The sequence below is a fragment of the Ruegeria sp. AB7 genome, assembly GCF_056542625.1.
The window spans coordinates 17,998-33,253 of sequence record NZ_JBQGAC010000012.1 but is presented as its reverse complement, the minus strand read 5'-3'; the positions used below and the strand labels follow the sequence as shown (position 1 = coordinate 33,253).

Genomic DNA, 15,256 nt, shown 5'->3' with positions numbered 1-15,256 from the left:
CGATTTCCGGCGCTCAATCTCGTTCAACAGAAAAAAAACGCCAGCAGGCTTACCAACGAGGTCACGTGGAACCTCGATTGTTTTGAGCGTTGACCGTGTCTGAACGCGCTCCGTCAAAACTGCCTCCAGTACTTCGATCCTGCATTGGTTTTTGCGCAGCATCGCGTGTGAATGCTACGCAATTCCCAAAGAAAAAAGCAATGCCAAGCAGTTAGTCACCAAAACCATGCGTTAATTTTGTCGCTGTTGGGGAATTCACCCTAAGAATACCCTAAGGTTTTGACGCGGGTACGATTGCTACGACTTCGACAGGAAGCATAGCAAAACCACGCTCATTGCGTTTCAGCAGAACAACGAAACCGTGTTGCTCCATGAACTCGTTGAAGCGGACTTCTTGGCCTTTTGAAAGCCCCTCGGTCGTACCGGATTTCGTACAACGGTGACATATCGCAATGCCCCATTGGTTCCGTCCGTACCAAGGGGCGTCATCTTGTATCGGGCAATCGCATAGGTGGCATCTGGTATAGTCGGCCATTGGTTTTCTCCTAAGAATTGGACCGACTCACCAATAAACCTGATTGGTTTCGCGCCAAATGCACGGCGCTTAACCGGCTCCGAACTACTTACTTTGCCTTTCCGCAATGACGGAAAGCTAGCGCTGAAAACAAGCCGTGATTCCGCAATGATAAGGCGGTGCTATATTACCTCATACCCCTCTTTTGTTCCCGTATAATTCTTGTTTTGATCCCTAATTTGTAGTACCCTTTTTCCTGACAGGAATAGACGGGAAAAGGCGATGATTAGTGCAACACTCAGCGGAATACTTGCCGAACATCGGCGGGAGCAAGTCGAGCTCGCTGAGCTACGGCGCTGGATAGACGGCGGGCGGAAAGCGCTCCTGTCATCAGGCTCAAAAGCTCGGTGGATCGGCATGGTTGCCGAGCACGACGGCCTTTTCGCGGCGATGTGCACCATGGACACACTCGCAACCAATCACATGCCAGGGGCAATACAATGAGCAGATTAGACCACTCGATTATTTTGGCGGGCCGACAGCCCGACATCGTCAACGCATTTGCGCAGGGACAGGAGGCCCGAGCCAAAGCCGACGAATACGACAGGCGAAACGCACTGAGCCGCGTGTTTCAGACACAAGGGCAGAACATCCTTGCAGGTGATCCCCAGGCGCTTGGGGCCGTAGCTCAATACGATCCAGGTTTGGCCGTGGGCATTCAGGGCCAGCATCAGGTTCAGGCGCAGCGCGCGCAAAAGATGGATTATGACAGGCGTGAAATGGAGATGATCCTTCACGAGCGCATGGCGAAAATGGAGGCTGCTGATGTTGAGCGTGAACTTGCAGGTCTTCGTCAGGGCGTCGCTCAAGCCACCTTCCTTTACGAGCAGGGTGACTTGAATGGTGTAAACCAGATTCTGCAACGTGCAGAGCATCCGCCCCTTCAATCGCTGCAAGAGTTCCCGGAGGTTGTTGCTAAGTTTGGTGATGCTGAGGCGATTATTGCTGATTTCCTGAAACCGAAGGAGCAGGACTTTGACAACTTCCGCGTTGTGGGCGGCAAGCTATACGACCTGTCCACTGAGGGCGGTCCTTCTGTTGTCGGAGAGGGTCACGGGCAAGGCTTCAACGTCACCACACCAGACGGCACGGTTGTTTCCTATGGTGGCGGTCAACAGGGGCCAGGATTTGGCACAAAGGCCACCAACGAGATTGAGGGCCGTATTCTGGACTCAGGCGCAATGCTCGGTCGCCTGAATGATACTAAGGCTCTCTTCAAACCCGAGTATCTAGAGCTGGCCACCCGCATTGGTGCAAAGTGGGGTCAGTTGATGGATAAGATGGGTAGCGCCACACCAGAGCAACAAGAGCTTGTCGCCAACTTCGCCCAGTTCAAAACTGAGGCTTTCAACAACCTCAATACCAGCCTGAAAGAGCTTTCGGGTGCTGCAGTAACGCCACAAGAAGCTGAGCGCCTGCTTGAGCAACTTCCCAGCGTCGGAACTGGTGTTTTCGACGGGGATAGCCCAACAGAATTTCAGGCTAAGCTTGAGCAATCCATTCTGCAGCAGCAGCGTGCCGTAGCGCGATACAATCTCTGGCTGGCAACTGGACGTCAGGGCAAGCCTTGGGAGATGGGTTCACTGGATGACGTGGACAAGATGATAAACGCCCGAGGTGCACAGATTGAGGAGCAGCTCAAGGCAAACGGCATTTCTGACCCAGAGGTCTTGCAGCGTCAGGTATCCATGCAGCTTCGCAAAGAGGTGGGTTTCTGATGGCTGGATATGATTACGCATCCGAGATTTTCGGAACCACGAAAGCCGCTGCTAAGCCGCCCTTGAAGGATTACGCCAGCGAGATATTCGGTGTCAGCCCGAAGCCTGAATCCGAGGGCGTTCAGCGAAATGCAGACGGCACCTATGGCACACCGCCCGAGGGAATGATTTACAACCCAGATACAGGGCAAATGACTTCCCGAGACATGTTGACGGAACACCACCGGCAGACAGGCTCTCAGGGCGGCGCAGCGCTGCGTATGGCCCCGCACGGGGCAACTCTGGGCTTCTCAGACGAAGCCGTTGCCCTTGGCTCCATGGTGCGTGGATCGGACGCCGCAAACTTCGCGCTTGAGAACGAGCGGGCCAAGATTGACGCGAACCGCAGTGAATATCCTGTCACGTCTATCGCTTCAGAGGTTGCGGGCGGGCTTGCCGTGCCAGCGTCCATTCTCAGCAATTCGGGCAAAGCCGCTACGTTTGGACAGGCCGTCAAGCAGGGTGCGAAGGCAGGGGCCGGAACCGGCGCAATATACGGACTTGGGGAAGGTGAAGGCGAAGGAAGACTGCGTAGTGCTGGCTTCGGCCTTATCGGCGGTGCTGTCGGTGGCGCTGCATCCGTGCCGGTTGCAACGGTTGTTGGATGGGCAGCGAAAAAGATTGGCAAGCCTGTCGCCCGATTGCTCCGGGATCCCCGCTATTATACTGAGGAAGGTGGCATATCCCCGGCTGGCCGCGATGCTCTGAAACAACTTGGCTATGACGTTGATGAACTGAGTAATGCATTCGCCCGTGAATTCTCCAAAGGCATCGATGACGGCGTTGATCCCCAACTTGCAGCCCGTGCCGCAGAGATGGAGGAGTTCGGGATCCCAGCATTCAAGCACAATGTCACTGGCGATGTGAACGATTTTGCGGACTTCGAACGCGCCCGCCGTGGTGTTGGCCCTGATGCTGTCGTCTCCAAAGCTCAACGATTGGGTGACGGGCAAGAGCTATCAGCCCGCAGAGCCGTTGACGGTGTGGCCAAAGAACTGAGCGACGGAATACCAGCCGACCAGTTGGACGCCTCACAGGCTGTAACCGCCCGCTTGCAATCAATGAGCGAAGCCGAGAGAGCCGCTGCACAGGCCATGTACAAAGCCGCAGACGATGCCGGGGTGTCTGTGCCCGGTAATGTGGCTAAGGGCGTCGTACAGCGCGTACAGAGCCGCCTTTCTGACGAAGAGATAGACCTCACCAGTGATATCTATTCAAACGCCCGTGCCTACATGTCACGGCTGCAGAAACGTGGTGAGGGCGGGGTGTCGCTGCGGCTGATTGAGACATTCCGTAAGGATCTGAACCAATCCCTGTCGAGAGCCAAACCTGAGGACAAGCGCGCCCTGTCCATCATCAAGAACGAATACGATGCATGGGTTGACGATGTGGTCACGGCCAAACTCTTTGACGGCGACGAGGCCGGGTTCGGGGATCTGAAGGAAGCCCGCAGGCTGTTTGCACAGTATTCAACCAAGTATCGCGGCAAGGATGCTGGCTCGCGGTTCCTGCAGGACATGATTGACGCGGATGCCTCACCGGATCAGGTCATGCGCTGGATGTTCGGTGCGTCTAAACTGGGAAGCGGCAAGATGAATGCGCCGTTGGCGGCAAAGCTTAAGCACACATTGGGAAAGAGCTCGGATGAGTGGAATCTTGTCCGACAGGCGGCATTCCGTCAGTTAACCCAGAAACCCGGTACAGAAACACCAGCCGCAACCGGTCCGATCCCATGGGGTCCGCAAAAGGTGTCAGAGAACATCCGCGCATTCTTCAATAGCCCTCAGACAAAGCCTCTGGCTAACGTTCTATTCACTCCGAAAGAACGCGGCCAGATGATCCGGTTATCAACCGCCTTGAACCGCATGGTCCCGCCTAAGGGTGCTGTGAATCACTCAGGCACGGGGTACGAGAACGCCCGAGTGGCAAGGAAGATGTGGGAAGGCGCGCTAATTCTTATTGGTTACAAGGCCGGTGGTCCTGCTGGTGCTGTTGCTGGCCGTGCCGCAGCCAAGGGTACTGAGAAAGGCGCAGGGTGGCTTCAGGCAGGCAAGATTGGTCAGAAAGTCAGAGGGCAGAAACCAATCGGACCTGTTGCAACTGGTGCGATACCGGGGGCTTCGGCTGGTATGTTCGTAGAAGACATTACTATGGGATTACTATTCCCAGGCCACCAAGAATGAGCGTCCCTCCAATCAGCACAGTAGCAGCGCCGATGAGAACGGCCATGTTTCCCTCCTCTCGCTGCCAATGTGCAACGGCACTCTTGGCACAGAACACCACGCAGTAGGCAATCAATATGCCTGCTGCCACTTCCAGAGCTAAAGGGGGATCGGATGGGTTCATGGCAACAATCTAATTACCCCGACACACAACGTCCAGACAGGAGGCACGGCAATGGCAGGTTTGAGTTTTCGGACGCCATAAAAAAGGGTGAGCTGGGCCGAGGGGAGTTAAACCGGAAAGCCCAGCAATATCAAAGACAGTTCCCGGATAAGGTACACACATGACCGACCGCGATAATTCAACAATCTGGATCGAAGAACTGAACCCGCCACATGTGCGGCTCAGCTTCACCCACTTCCCGTGGCAAAACGCACACCGGATCACACAACGCGCCCAAAAGCTGGCGCAGAACTATTCCAAGGGCTGGCACTGCGCCTACTGTGGCAACCTCATGCCGGAATGGAAACGGGTGGACGCCAAGTACTGCAAGGAAGGCTGTCGCAAGATGGCAGCAAGAAAGCGGCGTAACGTGAATTAAGCTTAAGCATAAGATTTTTTAGGGCTATTTCTCTATTTCGAGTATGCCCGAGCCACATTTTTGTACCGATTCAAGAGGTAGATCACTAGCATCATGATTCAACTATAGAGAGACTGCACCCGTGAAAAGACTGGCACTGATTATGTTTGGCGCGTTAGCCGCTTGTGCAAGCAACAGCACTGAACCTCCTGCTACAAAATTTGAAGGAAACCCTGTGGAGTTCCCAGTCAGTTTTATAGGTTTCGCGGATGGATTCTCGCCTACCTGTAGCTATGAGATGGGTTCCCAGAAGGGGGCGTTTAGTGTTCCGGCGAAAATAAACTTCAAGTTCACCGATAAGAAGCAGACACTGAACTTGAAGTGCACAGTCGATGAAACAAAGCAAATTCCCCGCAACGTAAGAAAAATAAAAGCTTTTCACTGGGAGGGAACTTGGAGTTGGTCGGCAGATACGACTTTCAAGCGCCATACTTCCTTCTACGCCACCGGGAAGATAGGTGACCGACGTCGTGTGAGAGTCCCAGCATCACAAGGTGAGCATGAACTTCGAGCCTCACTGATTGAAAGCAAAGGAGTTCAAATATTGCCGAACCTAATTGTGGTCACTCCCGAGGCGGGCAGTCTGGAGATGACGCCGATATATTGACCTCGTCAAGGGTGGTCGCTTTCTTGTCGCCGCCCTTTCCTCAATGCGGGAAACAGGATGCTGTTGCGAGCACAGTTTCAAAATTTATTTGGCGCTAAGTGCTGATGAGATAGTCTCAACCTTAGAGTATTATTGGTTATTCTAAGGCGAAGAGATTATGCAAAAGAGATACCAGGTCTTTGTCAGCAGTACATTTGACGATTTGCAGGAAGAGAGGGCTGAAGTAATGCAGGCCTTACTCGAACTAGATTGCATTCCCGCTGGAATGGAACTCTTTCCCGCCGCAAACGAAGAGCAATGGGATTGGATCAAGAAAGTGATCGATGACTCTGACTATTATCTGGTCATAGTCGCCGGGCGATACGGTCAAACCCATCCAGATACGAACCTGAGCTATACTGAAATGGAGTATCGATATGCCATTGATACGGGCAAGCCGGTGGTCGCATTTATCCATGATGATACTGGCAAAATTCCAATGGCAAAATCGGAGCAAAGCAAAAAGAACCAAAAAAAACTGAATGAGTTCATGGACCTTTGTAAAACTAGGCTTTGCAAGTTCTGGGCCAATTCGTCAGACCTTGGTGCGAAGGTTAGCCGTTCTGTCACCCAGTTGATTAGACACAATCCAGCGCCAGGATGGGTAAGGGCATCTGATATAGATGAAGCAGGGTTGCGCGACTTAGAAAGACTAAGGCTGGAAAACCAAGCTCTTCAACAGCAAGTGTCGATACTCAAGAGCTCTAGCGCCCTGTCCGGTGGCATCGAAACACTGAAGGATGGATCCGTTGAACTTGTCTGGGAATTGACAAAGAAACAAAGCGGTATGGGCAAGGGCGGTCGAAGAACTTGGAGGAAACTCCCTGTCTCGCGGTTCCATCAAACCGTGCTCTGGAAAGATATCGTTCGAGCCGTTTTCCCTCATTTGATTAGCGAAAATTTCGACATGTCTAACATTAGATTCAGTCTCTCGCAGATTGGAGACAGATACGCCCATGAATTCATCGGCGAAGATGAAAAAATCGATGTTTGCTTCGCGTTTGATGAAACCATCTCTCCTGTGAGGAACAAGTTCTTAGCCCTTGGATTGATCGAAATCACGGGGGCCGGTAATCATGGTGAATCTTGGAAATTGGTGGAAGGCGCGAAGGAGATGTTGCTCGAATTTCTTTCCGATTGAAAACTAGTGTGAAAAATTCCTGGACACTGCGCACTGCATCGCGCCGAAAGAACTGTACATCGGATCTAAAACCTTTCTCCAGATAGAGATACCACCGGCCTTTTCACTCAGACGAGTGACATGGCGTTTGCAGCAATTCCTAAAAAGGCAGCAACCGTTGTGATTGACTGTTTTGACACACTCAATAGCTCGTTCTTTCTTAGCCAGTTTCCAGCCCTCACATTCACAAATTCGCGGTACTTAAATGGATCATCAGGGCCTTCCTCTGCGGCTTCCAGAGCTACATCGCCCAAACGGCCAATTTCAGACAGGAATGCAGCCTTACTTTTAGATCCCAGCTTTAAGTAGAATTGATGGTCTCCTTTCGCTCGGAACATTAGGCAAGGCAAGTCTTCATGCCTTATGCCAAGCTCGCGTATGAACTCGTTAGAATGATCCACGTCGTATTCGTTGACGGCCAAGAATTCGCTCGATTGATAACACTCTTTCTTCTTCAATATCAGTAACTCGAAGCAGTTCCCCACATGGGCATCAAAACCAGCTTTTGCATCAAGTAACCACTGTAACTTTTCATGGTCGTAGCAATGGTCCAAATAAACACCCACCAATGCACGCTTGTTCTCAAATCTTTCTATGTCATCAGTATGGAATACAGTGCGCAATTCACTTCCTCTCCAAAATCCCCTGGCGACCCATGCTCGTTAATCGTTATCCGATATGTAGGTGGTTTATCAAACCTATGAGGGCTATCCCTGCATCTCTGGTTCGGGGGCATTCTGCTGGTCATACCGCTCTAGGGCTGCCAGATATTTTACGAGCTGCTTGCCTTCCTCGGTATCCGGTTCAGATCCCCACAGATACTCAATCTCTCGCAGGGCGGCACGGTATTCGGTCGGGGTGCGTAAAGTCGTCATGGCAACACCTCAAAGCTTAAAACAATACGACGTGCATACCTGAAAACGCGCGACTCTGATAGGTGACAATCTCGCACCGGAAAGGTTCGGCGTGATGCTGCGCAAGGCCTGCGGTAAGGAACAATTCTGTCCGGTTTCGTAAATTCGGAGATAATACCAAATTTAGGCATTCCCTGCATATCTGCACGGGCATGCGCCAAGTTGGAGCATATTCCATGTAGCAAGTTTAGCAGACGTAGCAGGGCGTCAGATTGGCCAATCCTGCGCAGAAAAAGAGATTCAACTACATTGCCGTGACGTGCCAGTGCTCATTTGGTTGGCCAGGGAACTCCAGCTTCGGCAACAGGCTATTTTGCGCACAAATTCTCTGAAAAATCAGCTTCTGCTCCGCGTTTTGGTCATTACTTCTTAGATCCACACGGTCTCCACGATTGTGCGTGTAATGGGGACCTTTCCAATCTTTATTTAGGTCGAAGACTCCACCAAACTGCAGCGCAGCATCGGTGCAGGTAGTGAAAAGACCGGTGTCCACATAGAACTGCTTTGCAACGCCCTCAATACGGGGTTTCATATAGTCTTTCACCCAATATGGCGAAAGATGATCCGATGTCGGGGACTTCAATTTTAGCGTCTGGTTTTGAACAAGGGGTACCAAGCCAGTAACATGATGAACAGTTGCTATACCGCCCGCAAGCGCTCCATTAGAAAAACGAGCAATAACCACTACCTCACCCGAGGTGGGGGGTAGGTCCCAACGCACACGGTGTTTCTGCGGGTAAACGGGACCTAACCGAAAGCGTGTGGGGGACAATCGACCAACCGCTCCGGGGTGCCTAGAACGACCACCGTGGTGGTGACCGCCGCTGCGAGGTTGGCGGTAATGCACCATTTCAACATACGCGTTTGGCGGACCGCTTACCTCGAACTCTTCTGCAGCCTTCGGTATCACGTCAGAAAGCGCAGATTGTTTGCTTAAGTCGAAATGCATCAAGCAAATCTTTTGTATCGGGTCCCCCTCTGATACCGGTTGATTGGAAAGAAACGCGGCATTCTGAGTTGCTGTTGTAGTTTCATCGGAAGTCTTAGGATGCTCATTTTCGACTTGAGAAAAAAGGGAGCATTCGAGTTCTTCCAGGTCCGTTTCTGAATAGTCTTCCATACAATTACACTTTCAAAATCCGTGTTAGTCATCTACGCAAGTTTAGAGGCAGGCTAGGCAATCAATTACTTAATTTCAATATCTTAGAGCTACGCTAAGACTATTCCCCGTGCGCCGAATAGCTCGGCGCTTGCAGCATATCCGAATACCCTCAGTCAGGTTAAACCTATTCCTGCCTGGTTTAAGTGGTTCCAGTTGAGCCACTTTCTTGACGCACGGGATAAATGACCTCTGCCCGGCCCACGGTTCCACCCTGCACCGGTTGCGCCCGGTGTGGGGCTTTCTATTGGGCTTTCCAAATCTAGATACTACCTGAAAGATTTGTTGGAGGTCACGACGCGGGCACATTCACTCAGGAGACGTTCTTGAGTCAGAACTATCAATTACGTCTGTCCGACCATCGCCGCGAACAGGTAATTCTCGTTCCATTTCCGCAAATGCGCTTTGAAATAGCGATTGAACGTCGGACTGATTCAATACGGGCTTACCCACTTCATCGTCAGCAATTGAACAGGCACTCTGAGCGTTCAGGTTTTCGTTCAAACTCTCAACATTCCAAGTTCGCCGAATGACAGACAGTATAGGTAGTTTCAATTTCTCCCCTCCCAGCAATAATTCAATCATTGTCGCCGCAGGTCTGACCCGAACCCTGCTGGTGAGACCGGCTCAAGGATCAAGTTCCGTGAGCAGCAACCCGCAGCGACAAGGTGCATCTAGTGGTTTCGATTTGAGACGTTAGGGGGAAGAAAACCGGGGTTTGCATCAATTTTTTACCGTTCAGTCAAATTACCATTTAGTTGCTGACCTTTACGTCAACTTCTAAGAAAGCCCGATACCTGCTGCGACGTGGCGTCAAAACGAGATTTGCCCAAACACCTTGTCACTACAGTTTAAAAAAATGGGCGCACCCACCACAAGCACGCCCACCAACAGGGAGAAAAATAAACTCGCGCTCTCAACACAACATGAGCGCCAACTCGTTAACTGCACTCAGATTGCATCATTCTAAGCAGGTGGTCAGTGAAGTGGGTTACACAGGTTGTGCAAAAAGAACCCGACCCAATGCCGACCGGGCAAGTCTCCGAGGTAATTGTCTAACTGGTCTGTTTTAGAAAAAGCTTATCCAGCAACTTGAGAACTGGGCGCACCCGTTCGTCGCAGATATTGTAGTACATGTAATGACCTTCGCGCCTCGCAACTATCATGCCCTCAAGCCGCAAGCGAGCGATACTTTGGGAAACTGTTGCCTGACGCATCGACCAAGCATCAATCAATTCACCAACAGATTTCTCACCATCGGCAAGTGAGTAAAGGATGTGCAATCGGCCATCGTGAGCGAAGGCTTTCAGGTAATCTGATGCCTCGCTTATGCTCTCTGGGGAGCGTTGTTTCATTTCTTCGCCGTAGAAAGAGGTGCTCGCGGCTCAAGCTTCTCAGCCCAGATGTCGGCATGTTCCTGCAAAAGCACCGAGCGTCTATCGTAGAGCGCCATGAGTTGACTACCCGCCCACATTGCCATGCTCTTTTCCAGGTCGTTGGCAGCCAGCTCGTACGCGTGGACAATTGCTGATTGGGCGGTTGCGGGGATAAACTTCATCTGGAACACACCTTGTTACTCATTCACTGCACTAAAACACCGTAACTGCCCGGAGTAAGTGAAATTGGGCACTCAAGAGACGTTATAGCGGCAAAACTATAAATTACGCCTGCGCCGGTTAGCTGGTTTAGCGGTTATTGTGAGGTCAGGTCCAAATCTGAGTTTTTTATTGGCTTTTACCTAGGGCACGTTCCAAAGCAGCCTCAGTACCGTAACAGAGCTTTATCTTTTCTCCATAAGGTTGCATTCTTCTAATTGAGCTATTGATTGGGTTGTATATCGAGGGATAGCGCTTTGGCTTTCATTACGATTCTTGAAATTGACAATGATCCGTTAAGCTTCACAGACGTTACCGTGCTTAACTCTTATCAGGTAGAGATTATTGATAATGATGATGCGCTTGAAGATCCTGATGCAGATGGAAGCCAGCAGCTCGACGTTTCGGGGGTACCTAGTTTCTTAGGTGACTCTACCAACTTTCAAACGTTTGAAACCTATAGCGGTGACATAGGTGGGCAGCCCGTAACATTCACACTGGTTCAGTTTTCCAACCCCCAGTACATCATTGTTACATCTGGCGATGTGGATGTCGGTGACACGATAGAAAACACAAACAACAGCATCGTTACTGCACCTCCTTCAGATTACGACACTTTGCCATCCTTCGTATGCTTCACACTGGGGTCGATGGTTTTGACACCTCTGGGCTCACAACCAATTGAGACCTTGCAACCCGGCGACCTAGTGACAGTTTTCGATGGGACAGCAAAGCCTGTTCGCTGGATCGGCAAACGACGCCTCACCGTTGGCGATTTACAGCAAAGTCCGCATCTCTGTCCGGTTCGCTTTCGTGCAGGTAGCTTCTCAAGCAAATGCCCGACACGGGATCTGACGGTTTCGCCACAACATCGGATTGCTGTTACCTCGCCAGACATGCAGCTGTGTTTCGGCGAAAGCTTGATGCTAGCGCCTGCCAAGGGCTTACTGGATGGTGAAATGGTTTTCCAACTCCCACCCGACCAAGAAGTTCATTACATTCACGTTCTCTTCGACCAACATGAGCTAATTTGTGTTGAAGGCGTGTGGTCCGAGTCCTTTTTCCCTGGCGATACTTCTCTAGACGCGATGGATCGCGCAACGCTGCGTGAGGTTTTCGAACTATTTCCCGAGCTGCGTCAGAGAAGAGAACGATTTGCCGAAACCGTCCTGCCCACACTGAAACCATATGAGGCAGTCTTACTGCGCGAAGGTCTCTATTCGCCCGATGAGATGGCCTACTCTGTCAGACCCGAGCACAGGGGCCAGCAGTTTCATCTATGAATACCAGCAAAAAAATGTTTCTGAACAGCGTGTGCTAGTTGGAATCCTGGTCGTTCAGTACTTGCTTTGAAATTGGTTTATCCAACCAAGCCAGGAAGTCGTCAAAGAACTCCAAGTGTTCTTTTCATCAGTCACCTTTATTGACCAAAACCACTCCGACCCCGTTAGCCGTATCACCTGCATCCAGGAATTGGATGCCTTGGGATTCATACCATGCTTTAAGCACAGCAATTGTCGCGGTATTTGGTCCACGCACGCTTTGAGGCGTCTGTGCTTCGGTTCGTGAAACCGTATTCGGTGTCACCCCAGTTTGGGTTGCCACTTCCCTAACACCTACCTTTAGAATTGCCCTTGCTGCCCTTGCCTGTGCTGGCGTCATTATCGATACCCTGTATCTTTTTGGTTGCCTTGTATTGACAAATACCCTGTCCGTTAATAGATACAGTGTATCGTTTTTAGGGGCAACATCGGCCCACCTATTTCGTCAGGAGGAAACACAATGACTGAACAACGCGCCAGCGCGAACGGTGGAACTGTGCCTAAGGCCAGAGACGAAATCGTAACCGACGCCTTGACCCTGAAAGGCCTAGCGAAAGCACTGGACGCACTGACATGGGAAGGCGTCCCGAAGGACTGGGGACCAACCGCAGCCCTGATCCGTACCATCAACCAGCAGGCGACAGAGCATTTCGAAGACATTGCCCGCCAGCCAGAGACACCCTGAAAGGAGCCGATATGATTGACCGTCGAACCCTCATTCAATCCGCCCCTGTTGCCGCCCTGTCCATCGGCGCAACCGCCGCAGCCTCGGACGCCACAGACCCGCATATTGCATGGGTCGCAGAACATAAGGTGGGGTTCCAGAATGTGTTCGCACCAGATGCGCCCGACCTTGAACCCAACAACTCTGTCTGGGTTCAGTGCAAGGAACTCGAAAAGAAGATATGCCGGACACCGGCCAGCACCCCAGAGGGTGCGGCGGCGCAGCTAGAGTTTGCCCTGAGCGATGAGGCCAACTTTGATTTGGTTGGCGGTGTGGCTGGTGACTTGGACGGCCAAGTGCTGGAAAACGTTCTGGGCACACTTCAATCCTTGTCGGGGAAAGTAAGCCGCCCTACCGCGCTGGGCGCAATCGCGGAGGCCACACCCATTGAGCGGATGTTCTCACGCTGGGAAACGGCACACGCTGAATATGAGCGACTGGCCGAAGAAGGCGATACAAACGGGAAAGGCCGGGACTATGAACGCGAAGTCGTTGATCCGGCCTATCTCGCGATGGTGGAAATTGAATCCGAGATAATGGAACAGCCCATCGAAGGTCCGCGCGACCTGGCCGTGAAAGTCGTTATCGCCCTGCGCGTAGAGGGTGCCCACGACGACGAGCAATACCGCACCTTGAACGCGGATGCGCTGCGCCTTCTGAGCGCTTGAGATATGAAAGGGAATAGCATGCCAGACTTTCCAGCAAACCTAACCGAGATGAACGAGAAGCCCATCACTGACAACTTGGTTTATGAAATCATAGAACGGATGAGCGAGCTTGATGTTGAAGATTTCGCGCTAATGGCGTTGAAAATCCATGCGCTGCGTAGAGATGATGAAAAGCTTAGCGCAGGCCTAGACAACTATGCGCTCACGCCTCGGCAAGACATAGAAGATGCGTCATGCGAAATCGACCATGGCTTACTTGCACGTTTGAAGTCGATATGCGGCGAGAATGAAGTATTGAACTGGGGCCGCGTGATTTGTCATAGCGCTATGCGCGGCGATGAACGTCGTGTCGAAGCAATTCAGGGTTTGATGCGTTGCCGAGTTGCAAACTGAGGCTGCGCAGCACTGGGCGCGGCTTTCCCTGCGCCCGTTTTGCTTTCTGAGATTTGACATGAAACATTACAGCATCAACCGGCATTGGTCCGACCAGTTCCTGCCCGAGATAAAGAGCATCATCGGCAACCACATCCTACAGGCCGCGCCAGATCCGCTGGACCACTTCCAAGCCACGGACCTGCTCATGTTGGACGCCAAGGACATGCGGATTGCCGCCAGGGTGCGCCGTCACGGCTACGCCAGCAGATACCCCCACCAATTCACCATCAGAGCCAAGCTGCCGACCGGGGCTGAAACCGAACTATCCAAGATAGTGAACGGTCACGGAGATTGGATGTTCTACGGCCATGCGGGGCCAGATGGAGCGACTATTCTGAATTGGTGGCTGATAGACCTGCGGGCGTTCAGGGCGGCGCTGATAAGGCACAGGACAGCAGGTTCATTCCTTCACATGGGCGACAAGCGCAACGCAGATGGGACGTGTTTCAAGTGGTTCGATATCCGGTCGTTTCCAAAGGAGCCGCCGTTGGTGGTGGCGCGGGGTTGATGCTCCCCGGCACTTTAGGGCATCAGCCTAGGATAGCTCGCATCGCAGTGCACCACCAGTATGCTACCTGAACCAATACCTAGGTACTCTTAGCTTGATTTTAGCACATATTTGCTTACATATAATCACAAAGGTTCCCCTCCGATGATAAGAACCCAAGGGGTTCTCCTTCAGGTAGTCGGAGGGGTCAAATCATCAGTAGTAGCGTCGAGTGCCGGTTCTAAAAATGTTGAACTCGCTTCGTATTTGATGAGATATTGTCTTGTGTGAGCTAGCATCGCCATGCTCCCATTTTCGGTATATCGCCCAGTTGAAGTAGTCAGCGACTTGCAAGCCATAGTGCGCGCGGGAGGAATGATGCATCACCCTGTAAGGTGCGCCAGAAGGAAGCATGCTTGCCAGTGTGGTCTTCACCGCCTTTTCGATTGCTCTACGCTTTCTTGCCACAGGTAGACTGTCTGTAATAACTACAACTTCACCTGCTCCATAAGTAGCCTTTCCAACTGCATATCGAAGAAGGTACCCTAGCATTTTAGGATAGAATTTTTCAGGTGGCTGTAACGCCGGACCAGTTTTTCGCTTTTCAACAATTACTGAATCTACGGCATCGTTTGGCACCGATGCCGCAAGCATCGAGAACACTTTGTTTCGAACGTATCTGTTATCGTCGGCGCAATGAAAATATTCCATCTCGATACGTGGAACTATCCGATGTTCGATGAGGTCATACTTGTATGTATCCAGGTCGGTATGAAGCTTAAACGGGCGATACATACTGACACAAGTGAGGGTAAAGTACTGCGAGCCTGCTGGAGAAAAGTCAAAATTCCCACCTTCATCGAGAAAAATGTACAGGGTGGGTAGTGTGGCTAAAGGTAACTCTTCCGTCATAAAAAATTCAATGTCCGTATCGCTAATTCTCGCATCCAGTTACTAGTCAATAGTGCATATTAAGGGAAGGGAGCATACGG

17 protein-coding genes are annotated in these 15,256 nt (G+C 51.6%); 10 read left to right on the top strand and 7 right to left on the bottom strand.

Annotated elements, in window-relative coordinates; genetic code table 11:
* Window positions 1–271 precede the first annotated feature (271 nt).
* Window positions 272–535, bottom strand: a complete 264-nt coding sequence (locus ACR0EN_RS20415; protein ID WP_170733189.1) for a hypothetical protein — start codon at window positions 533–535, stop codon at window positions 272–274.
* Window positions 536–1,014: 479 nt separating this feature from the next.
* On the opposite strand from ACR0EN_RS20415, the gene ACR0EN_RS20410 reads away from it, so the two are divergent.
* The 5 genes from ACR0EN_RS20410 (at window position 1,015) to ACR0EN_RS20390 (ending at window position 6,921) form a co-directional block, all read left to right on the top strand.
* Window positions 1,015–2,292: a hypothetical protein gene (locus ACR0EN_RS20410; RefSeq protein ID WP_480588493.1), complete on the top strand. Its 1,278-nt coding sequence runs from the start codon at window positions 1,015–1,017 to the stop codon at window positions 2,290–2,292.
* Window positions 2,292–4,514, top strand: coding sequence for a hypothetical protein (locus ACR0EN_RS20405; protein WP_480588491.1), 2,223 nt, complete (start codon window positions 2,292–2,294; stop codon window positions 4,512–4,514). The genes ACR0EN_RS20410 and ACR0EN_RS20405 overlap by 1 nt, the downstream gene beginning before the upstream one ends.
* 323 nt (window positions 4,515–4,837) lie before the next feature.
* Window positions 4,838–5,095 carry a hypothetical protein gene (locus ACR0EN_RS20400; protein WP_480588489.1) on the top strand — a complete coding sequence of 86 codons (258 nt, stop codon included), beginning with the start codon at window positions 4,838–4,840 and terminating at the stop codon, window positions 5,093–5,095.
* Between the two features lie 121 nt (window positions 5,096–5,216).
* Entirely contained in the window at window positions 5,217–5,741 is a 525-nt protein-coding gene (locus tag ACR0EN_RS20395; protein WP_480588487.1) for a hypothetical protein, read from the top strand.
* A gap of 157 nt (window positions 5,742–5,898) precedes the next feature.
* A complete protein-coding gene (locus tag ACR0EN_RS20390; protein ID WP_480588485.1) occupies window positions 5,899–6,921 on the top strand; it encodes a DUF4062 domain-containing protein in 1,023 nt (340 codons plus the stop codon).
* 107 nt (window positions 6,922–7,028) lie between these two features.
* Here the strand turns inward: ACR0EN_RS20390 and ACR0EN_RS20385 are convergent, their stop codons facing one another.
* The 5 genes from ACR0EN_RS20385 to ACR0EN_RS20365 all read right to left on the bottom strand — a co-directional run bounded on the left by ACR0EN_RS20385 (window position 7,029) and on the right by ACR0EN_RS20365 (window position 10,591).
* Window positions 7,029–7,583 carry a hypothetical protein gene (locus ACR0EN_RS20385; protein ID WP_480588483.1) on the bottom strand — a complete coding sequence of 185 codons (555 nt, stop codon included), beginning with the start codon at window positions 7,581–7,583 and terminating at the stop codon, window positions 7,029–7,031.
* An 84-nt stretch (window positions 7,584–7,667) separates the two neighbouring features.
* On the bottom strand, window positions 7,668–7,835 hold the full coding sequence (locus tag ACR0EN_RS20380) for a hypothetical protein (RefSeq protein WP_480588481.1): 168 nt from the start codon (window positions 7,833–7,835) through the stop codon (window positions 7,668–7,670).
* A gap of 283 nt (window positions 7,836–8,118) precedes the next feature.
* Window positions 8,119–8,994 carry a hypothetical protein gene (locus ACR0EN_RS20375; protein ID WP_480588479.1) on the bottom strand — a complete coding sequence of 292 codons (876 nt, stop codon included), beginning with the start codon at window positions 8,992–8,994 and terminating at the stop codon, window positions 8,119–8,121.
* Window positions 8,995–10,088: 1,094 nt separating this feature from the next.
* Window positions 10,089–10,388 carry an ArsR/SmtB family transcription factor gene (locus tag ACR0EN_RS20370; RefSeq protein WP_480588477.1) on the bottom strand — a complete coding sequence of 100 codons (300 nt, stop codon included), beginning with the start codon at window positions 10,386–10,388 and terminating at the stop codon, window positions 10,089–10,091.
* Entirely contained in the window at window positions 10,385–10,591 is a 207-nt protein-coding gene (locus ACR0EN_RS20365; RefSeq protein ID WP_480588475.1) for a hypothetical protein, read from the bottom strand. Before ACR0EN_RS20365 ends, ACR0EN_RS20370 begins: the two co-directional genes overlap by 4 nt.
* A gap of 294 nt (window positions 10,592–10,885) precedes the next feature.
* On the opposite strand from ACR0EN_RS20365, the gene ACR0EN_RS20360 reads away from it, so the two are divergent.
* The 5 genes from ACR0EN_RS20360 (at window position 10,886) to ACR0EN_RS20340 (ending at window position 14,285) form a co-directional block, all read left to right on the top strand.
* A complete protein-coding gene (locus tag ACR0EN_RS20360) occupies window positions 10,886–11,911 on the top strand; it encodes a Hint domain-containing protein (protein WP_480588473.1) in 1,026 nt (341 codons plus the stop codon).
* Window positions 11,912–12,410: 499 nt separating this feature from the next.
* Window positions 12,411–12,635, top strand: a complete 225-nt coding sequence (locus tag ACR0EN_RS20355) for a hypothetical protein (protein ID WP_480588471.1) — start codon at window positions 12,411–12,413, stop codon at window positions 12,633–12,635.
* 11 nt (window positions 12,636–12,646) lie between these two features.
* A complete protein-coding gene (locus tag ACR0EN_RS20350) occupies window positions 12,647–13,342 on the top strand; it encodes a hypothetical protein (RefSeq protein ID WP_480588469.1) in 696 nt (231 codons plus the stop codon).
* An 18-nt stretch (window positions 13,343–13,360) separates the two neighbouring features.
* Window positions 13,361–13,735: a hypothetical protein gene (locus ACR0EN_RS20345; protein WP_480588467.1), complete on the top strand. Its 375-nt coding sequence runs from the start codon at window positions 13,361–13,363 to the stop codon at window positions 13,733–13,735.
* A 58-nt stretch (window positions 13,736–13,793) separates the two neighbouring features.
* Complete coding sequence (locus ACR0EN_RS20340) at window positions 13,794–14,285, top strand: hypothetical protein (protein WP_480588465.1); 492 nt, start codon at window positions 13,794–13,796, stop codon at window positions 14,283–14,285.
* Between the two features lie 195 nt (window positions 14,286–14,480).
* Here ACR0EN_RS20340 and ACR0EN_RS20335 read toward each other — a convergent pair whose 3' ends face one another.
* Window positions 14,481–15,176 carry a DUF3800 domain-containing protein gene (locus ACR0EN_RS20335; protein WP_480588464.1) on the bottom strand — a complete coding sequence of 232 codons (696 nt, stop codon included), beginning with the start codon at window positions 15,174–15,176 and terminating at the stop codon, window positions 14,481–14,483.
* Window positions 15,177–15,256 lie beyond the last annotated feature (80 nt).

Excerpts from the sequence above, each read along its gene's own strand:
- ACR0EN_RS20335 (WP_480588464.1), bottom strand. The coding sequence starts at position 15,176 with ATGACGGAAGAGTTACCTTTAGCCACACTACCCACCCTGTACATTTTT.
- ACR0EN_RS20410 (WP_480588493.1), top strand. The coding sequence starts at position 1,015 with ATGAGCAGATTAGACCACTCGATTATTTTGGCGGGCCGACAGCCCGAC.
- ACR0EN_RS20370 (WP_480588477.1), bottom strand. The coding sequence starts at position 10,388 with ATGAAACAACGCTCCCCAGAGAGCATAAGCGAGGCATCAGATTACCTG.
- ACR0EN_RS20340 (WP_480588465.1), top strand. The coding sequence starts at position 13,794 with ATGAAACATTACAGCATCAACCGGCATTGGTCCGACCAGTTCCTGCCC.
- ACR0EN_RS20415 (WP_170733189.1), bottom strand. The coding sequence starts at position 535 with ATGGCCGACTATACCAGATGCCACCTATGCGATTGCCCGATACAAGAT.
- ACR0EN_RS20390 (WP_480588485.1), top strand. The coding sequence starts at position 5,899 with ATGCAAAAGAGATACCAGGTCTTTGTCAGCAGTACATTTGACGATTTG.
- ACR0EN_RS20355 (WP_480588471.1), top strand. The coding sequence starts at position 12,411 with ATGACTGAACAACGCGCCAGCGCGAACGGTGGAACTGTGCCTAAGGCC.
- ACR0EN_RS20375 (WP_480588479.1), bottom strand. The coding sequence starts at position 8,994 with ATGGAAGACTATTCAGAAACGGACCTGGAAGAACTCGAATGCTCCCTT.
- ACR0EN_RS20365 (WP_480588475.1), bottom strand. The coding sequence starts at position 10,591 with ATGAAGTTTATCCCCGCAACCGCCCAATCAGCAATTGTCCACGCGTAC.
- ACR0EN_RS20405 (WP_480588491.1), top strand. The coding sequence starts at position 2,292 with ATGGCTGGATATGATTACGCATCCGAGATTTTCGGAACCACGAAAGCC.
- ACR0EN_RS20400 (WP_480588489.1), top strand. The coding sequence starts at position 4,838 with ATGACCGACCGCGATAATTCAACAATCTGGATCGAAGAACTGAACCCG.
- ACR0EN_RS20345 (WP_480588467.1), top strand. The coding sequence starts at position 13,361 with ATGCCAGACTTTCCAGCAAACCTAACCGAGATGAACGAGAAGCCCATC.
- ACR0EN_RS20350 (WP_480588469.1), top strand. The coding sequence starts at position 12,647 with ATGATTGACCGTCGAACCCTCATTCAATCCGCCCCTGTTGCCGCCCTG.
- ACR0EN_RS20380 (WP_480588481.1), bottom strand. The coding sequence starts at position 7,835 with ATGACGACTTTACGCACCCCGACCGAATACCGTGCCGCCCTGCGAGAG.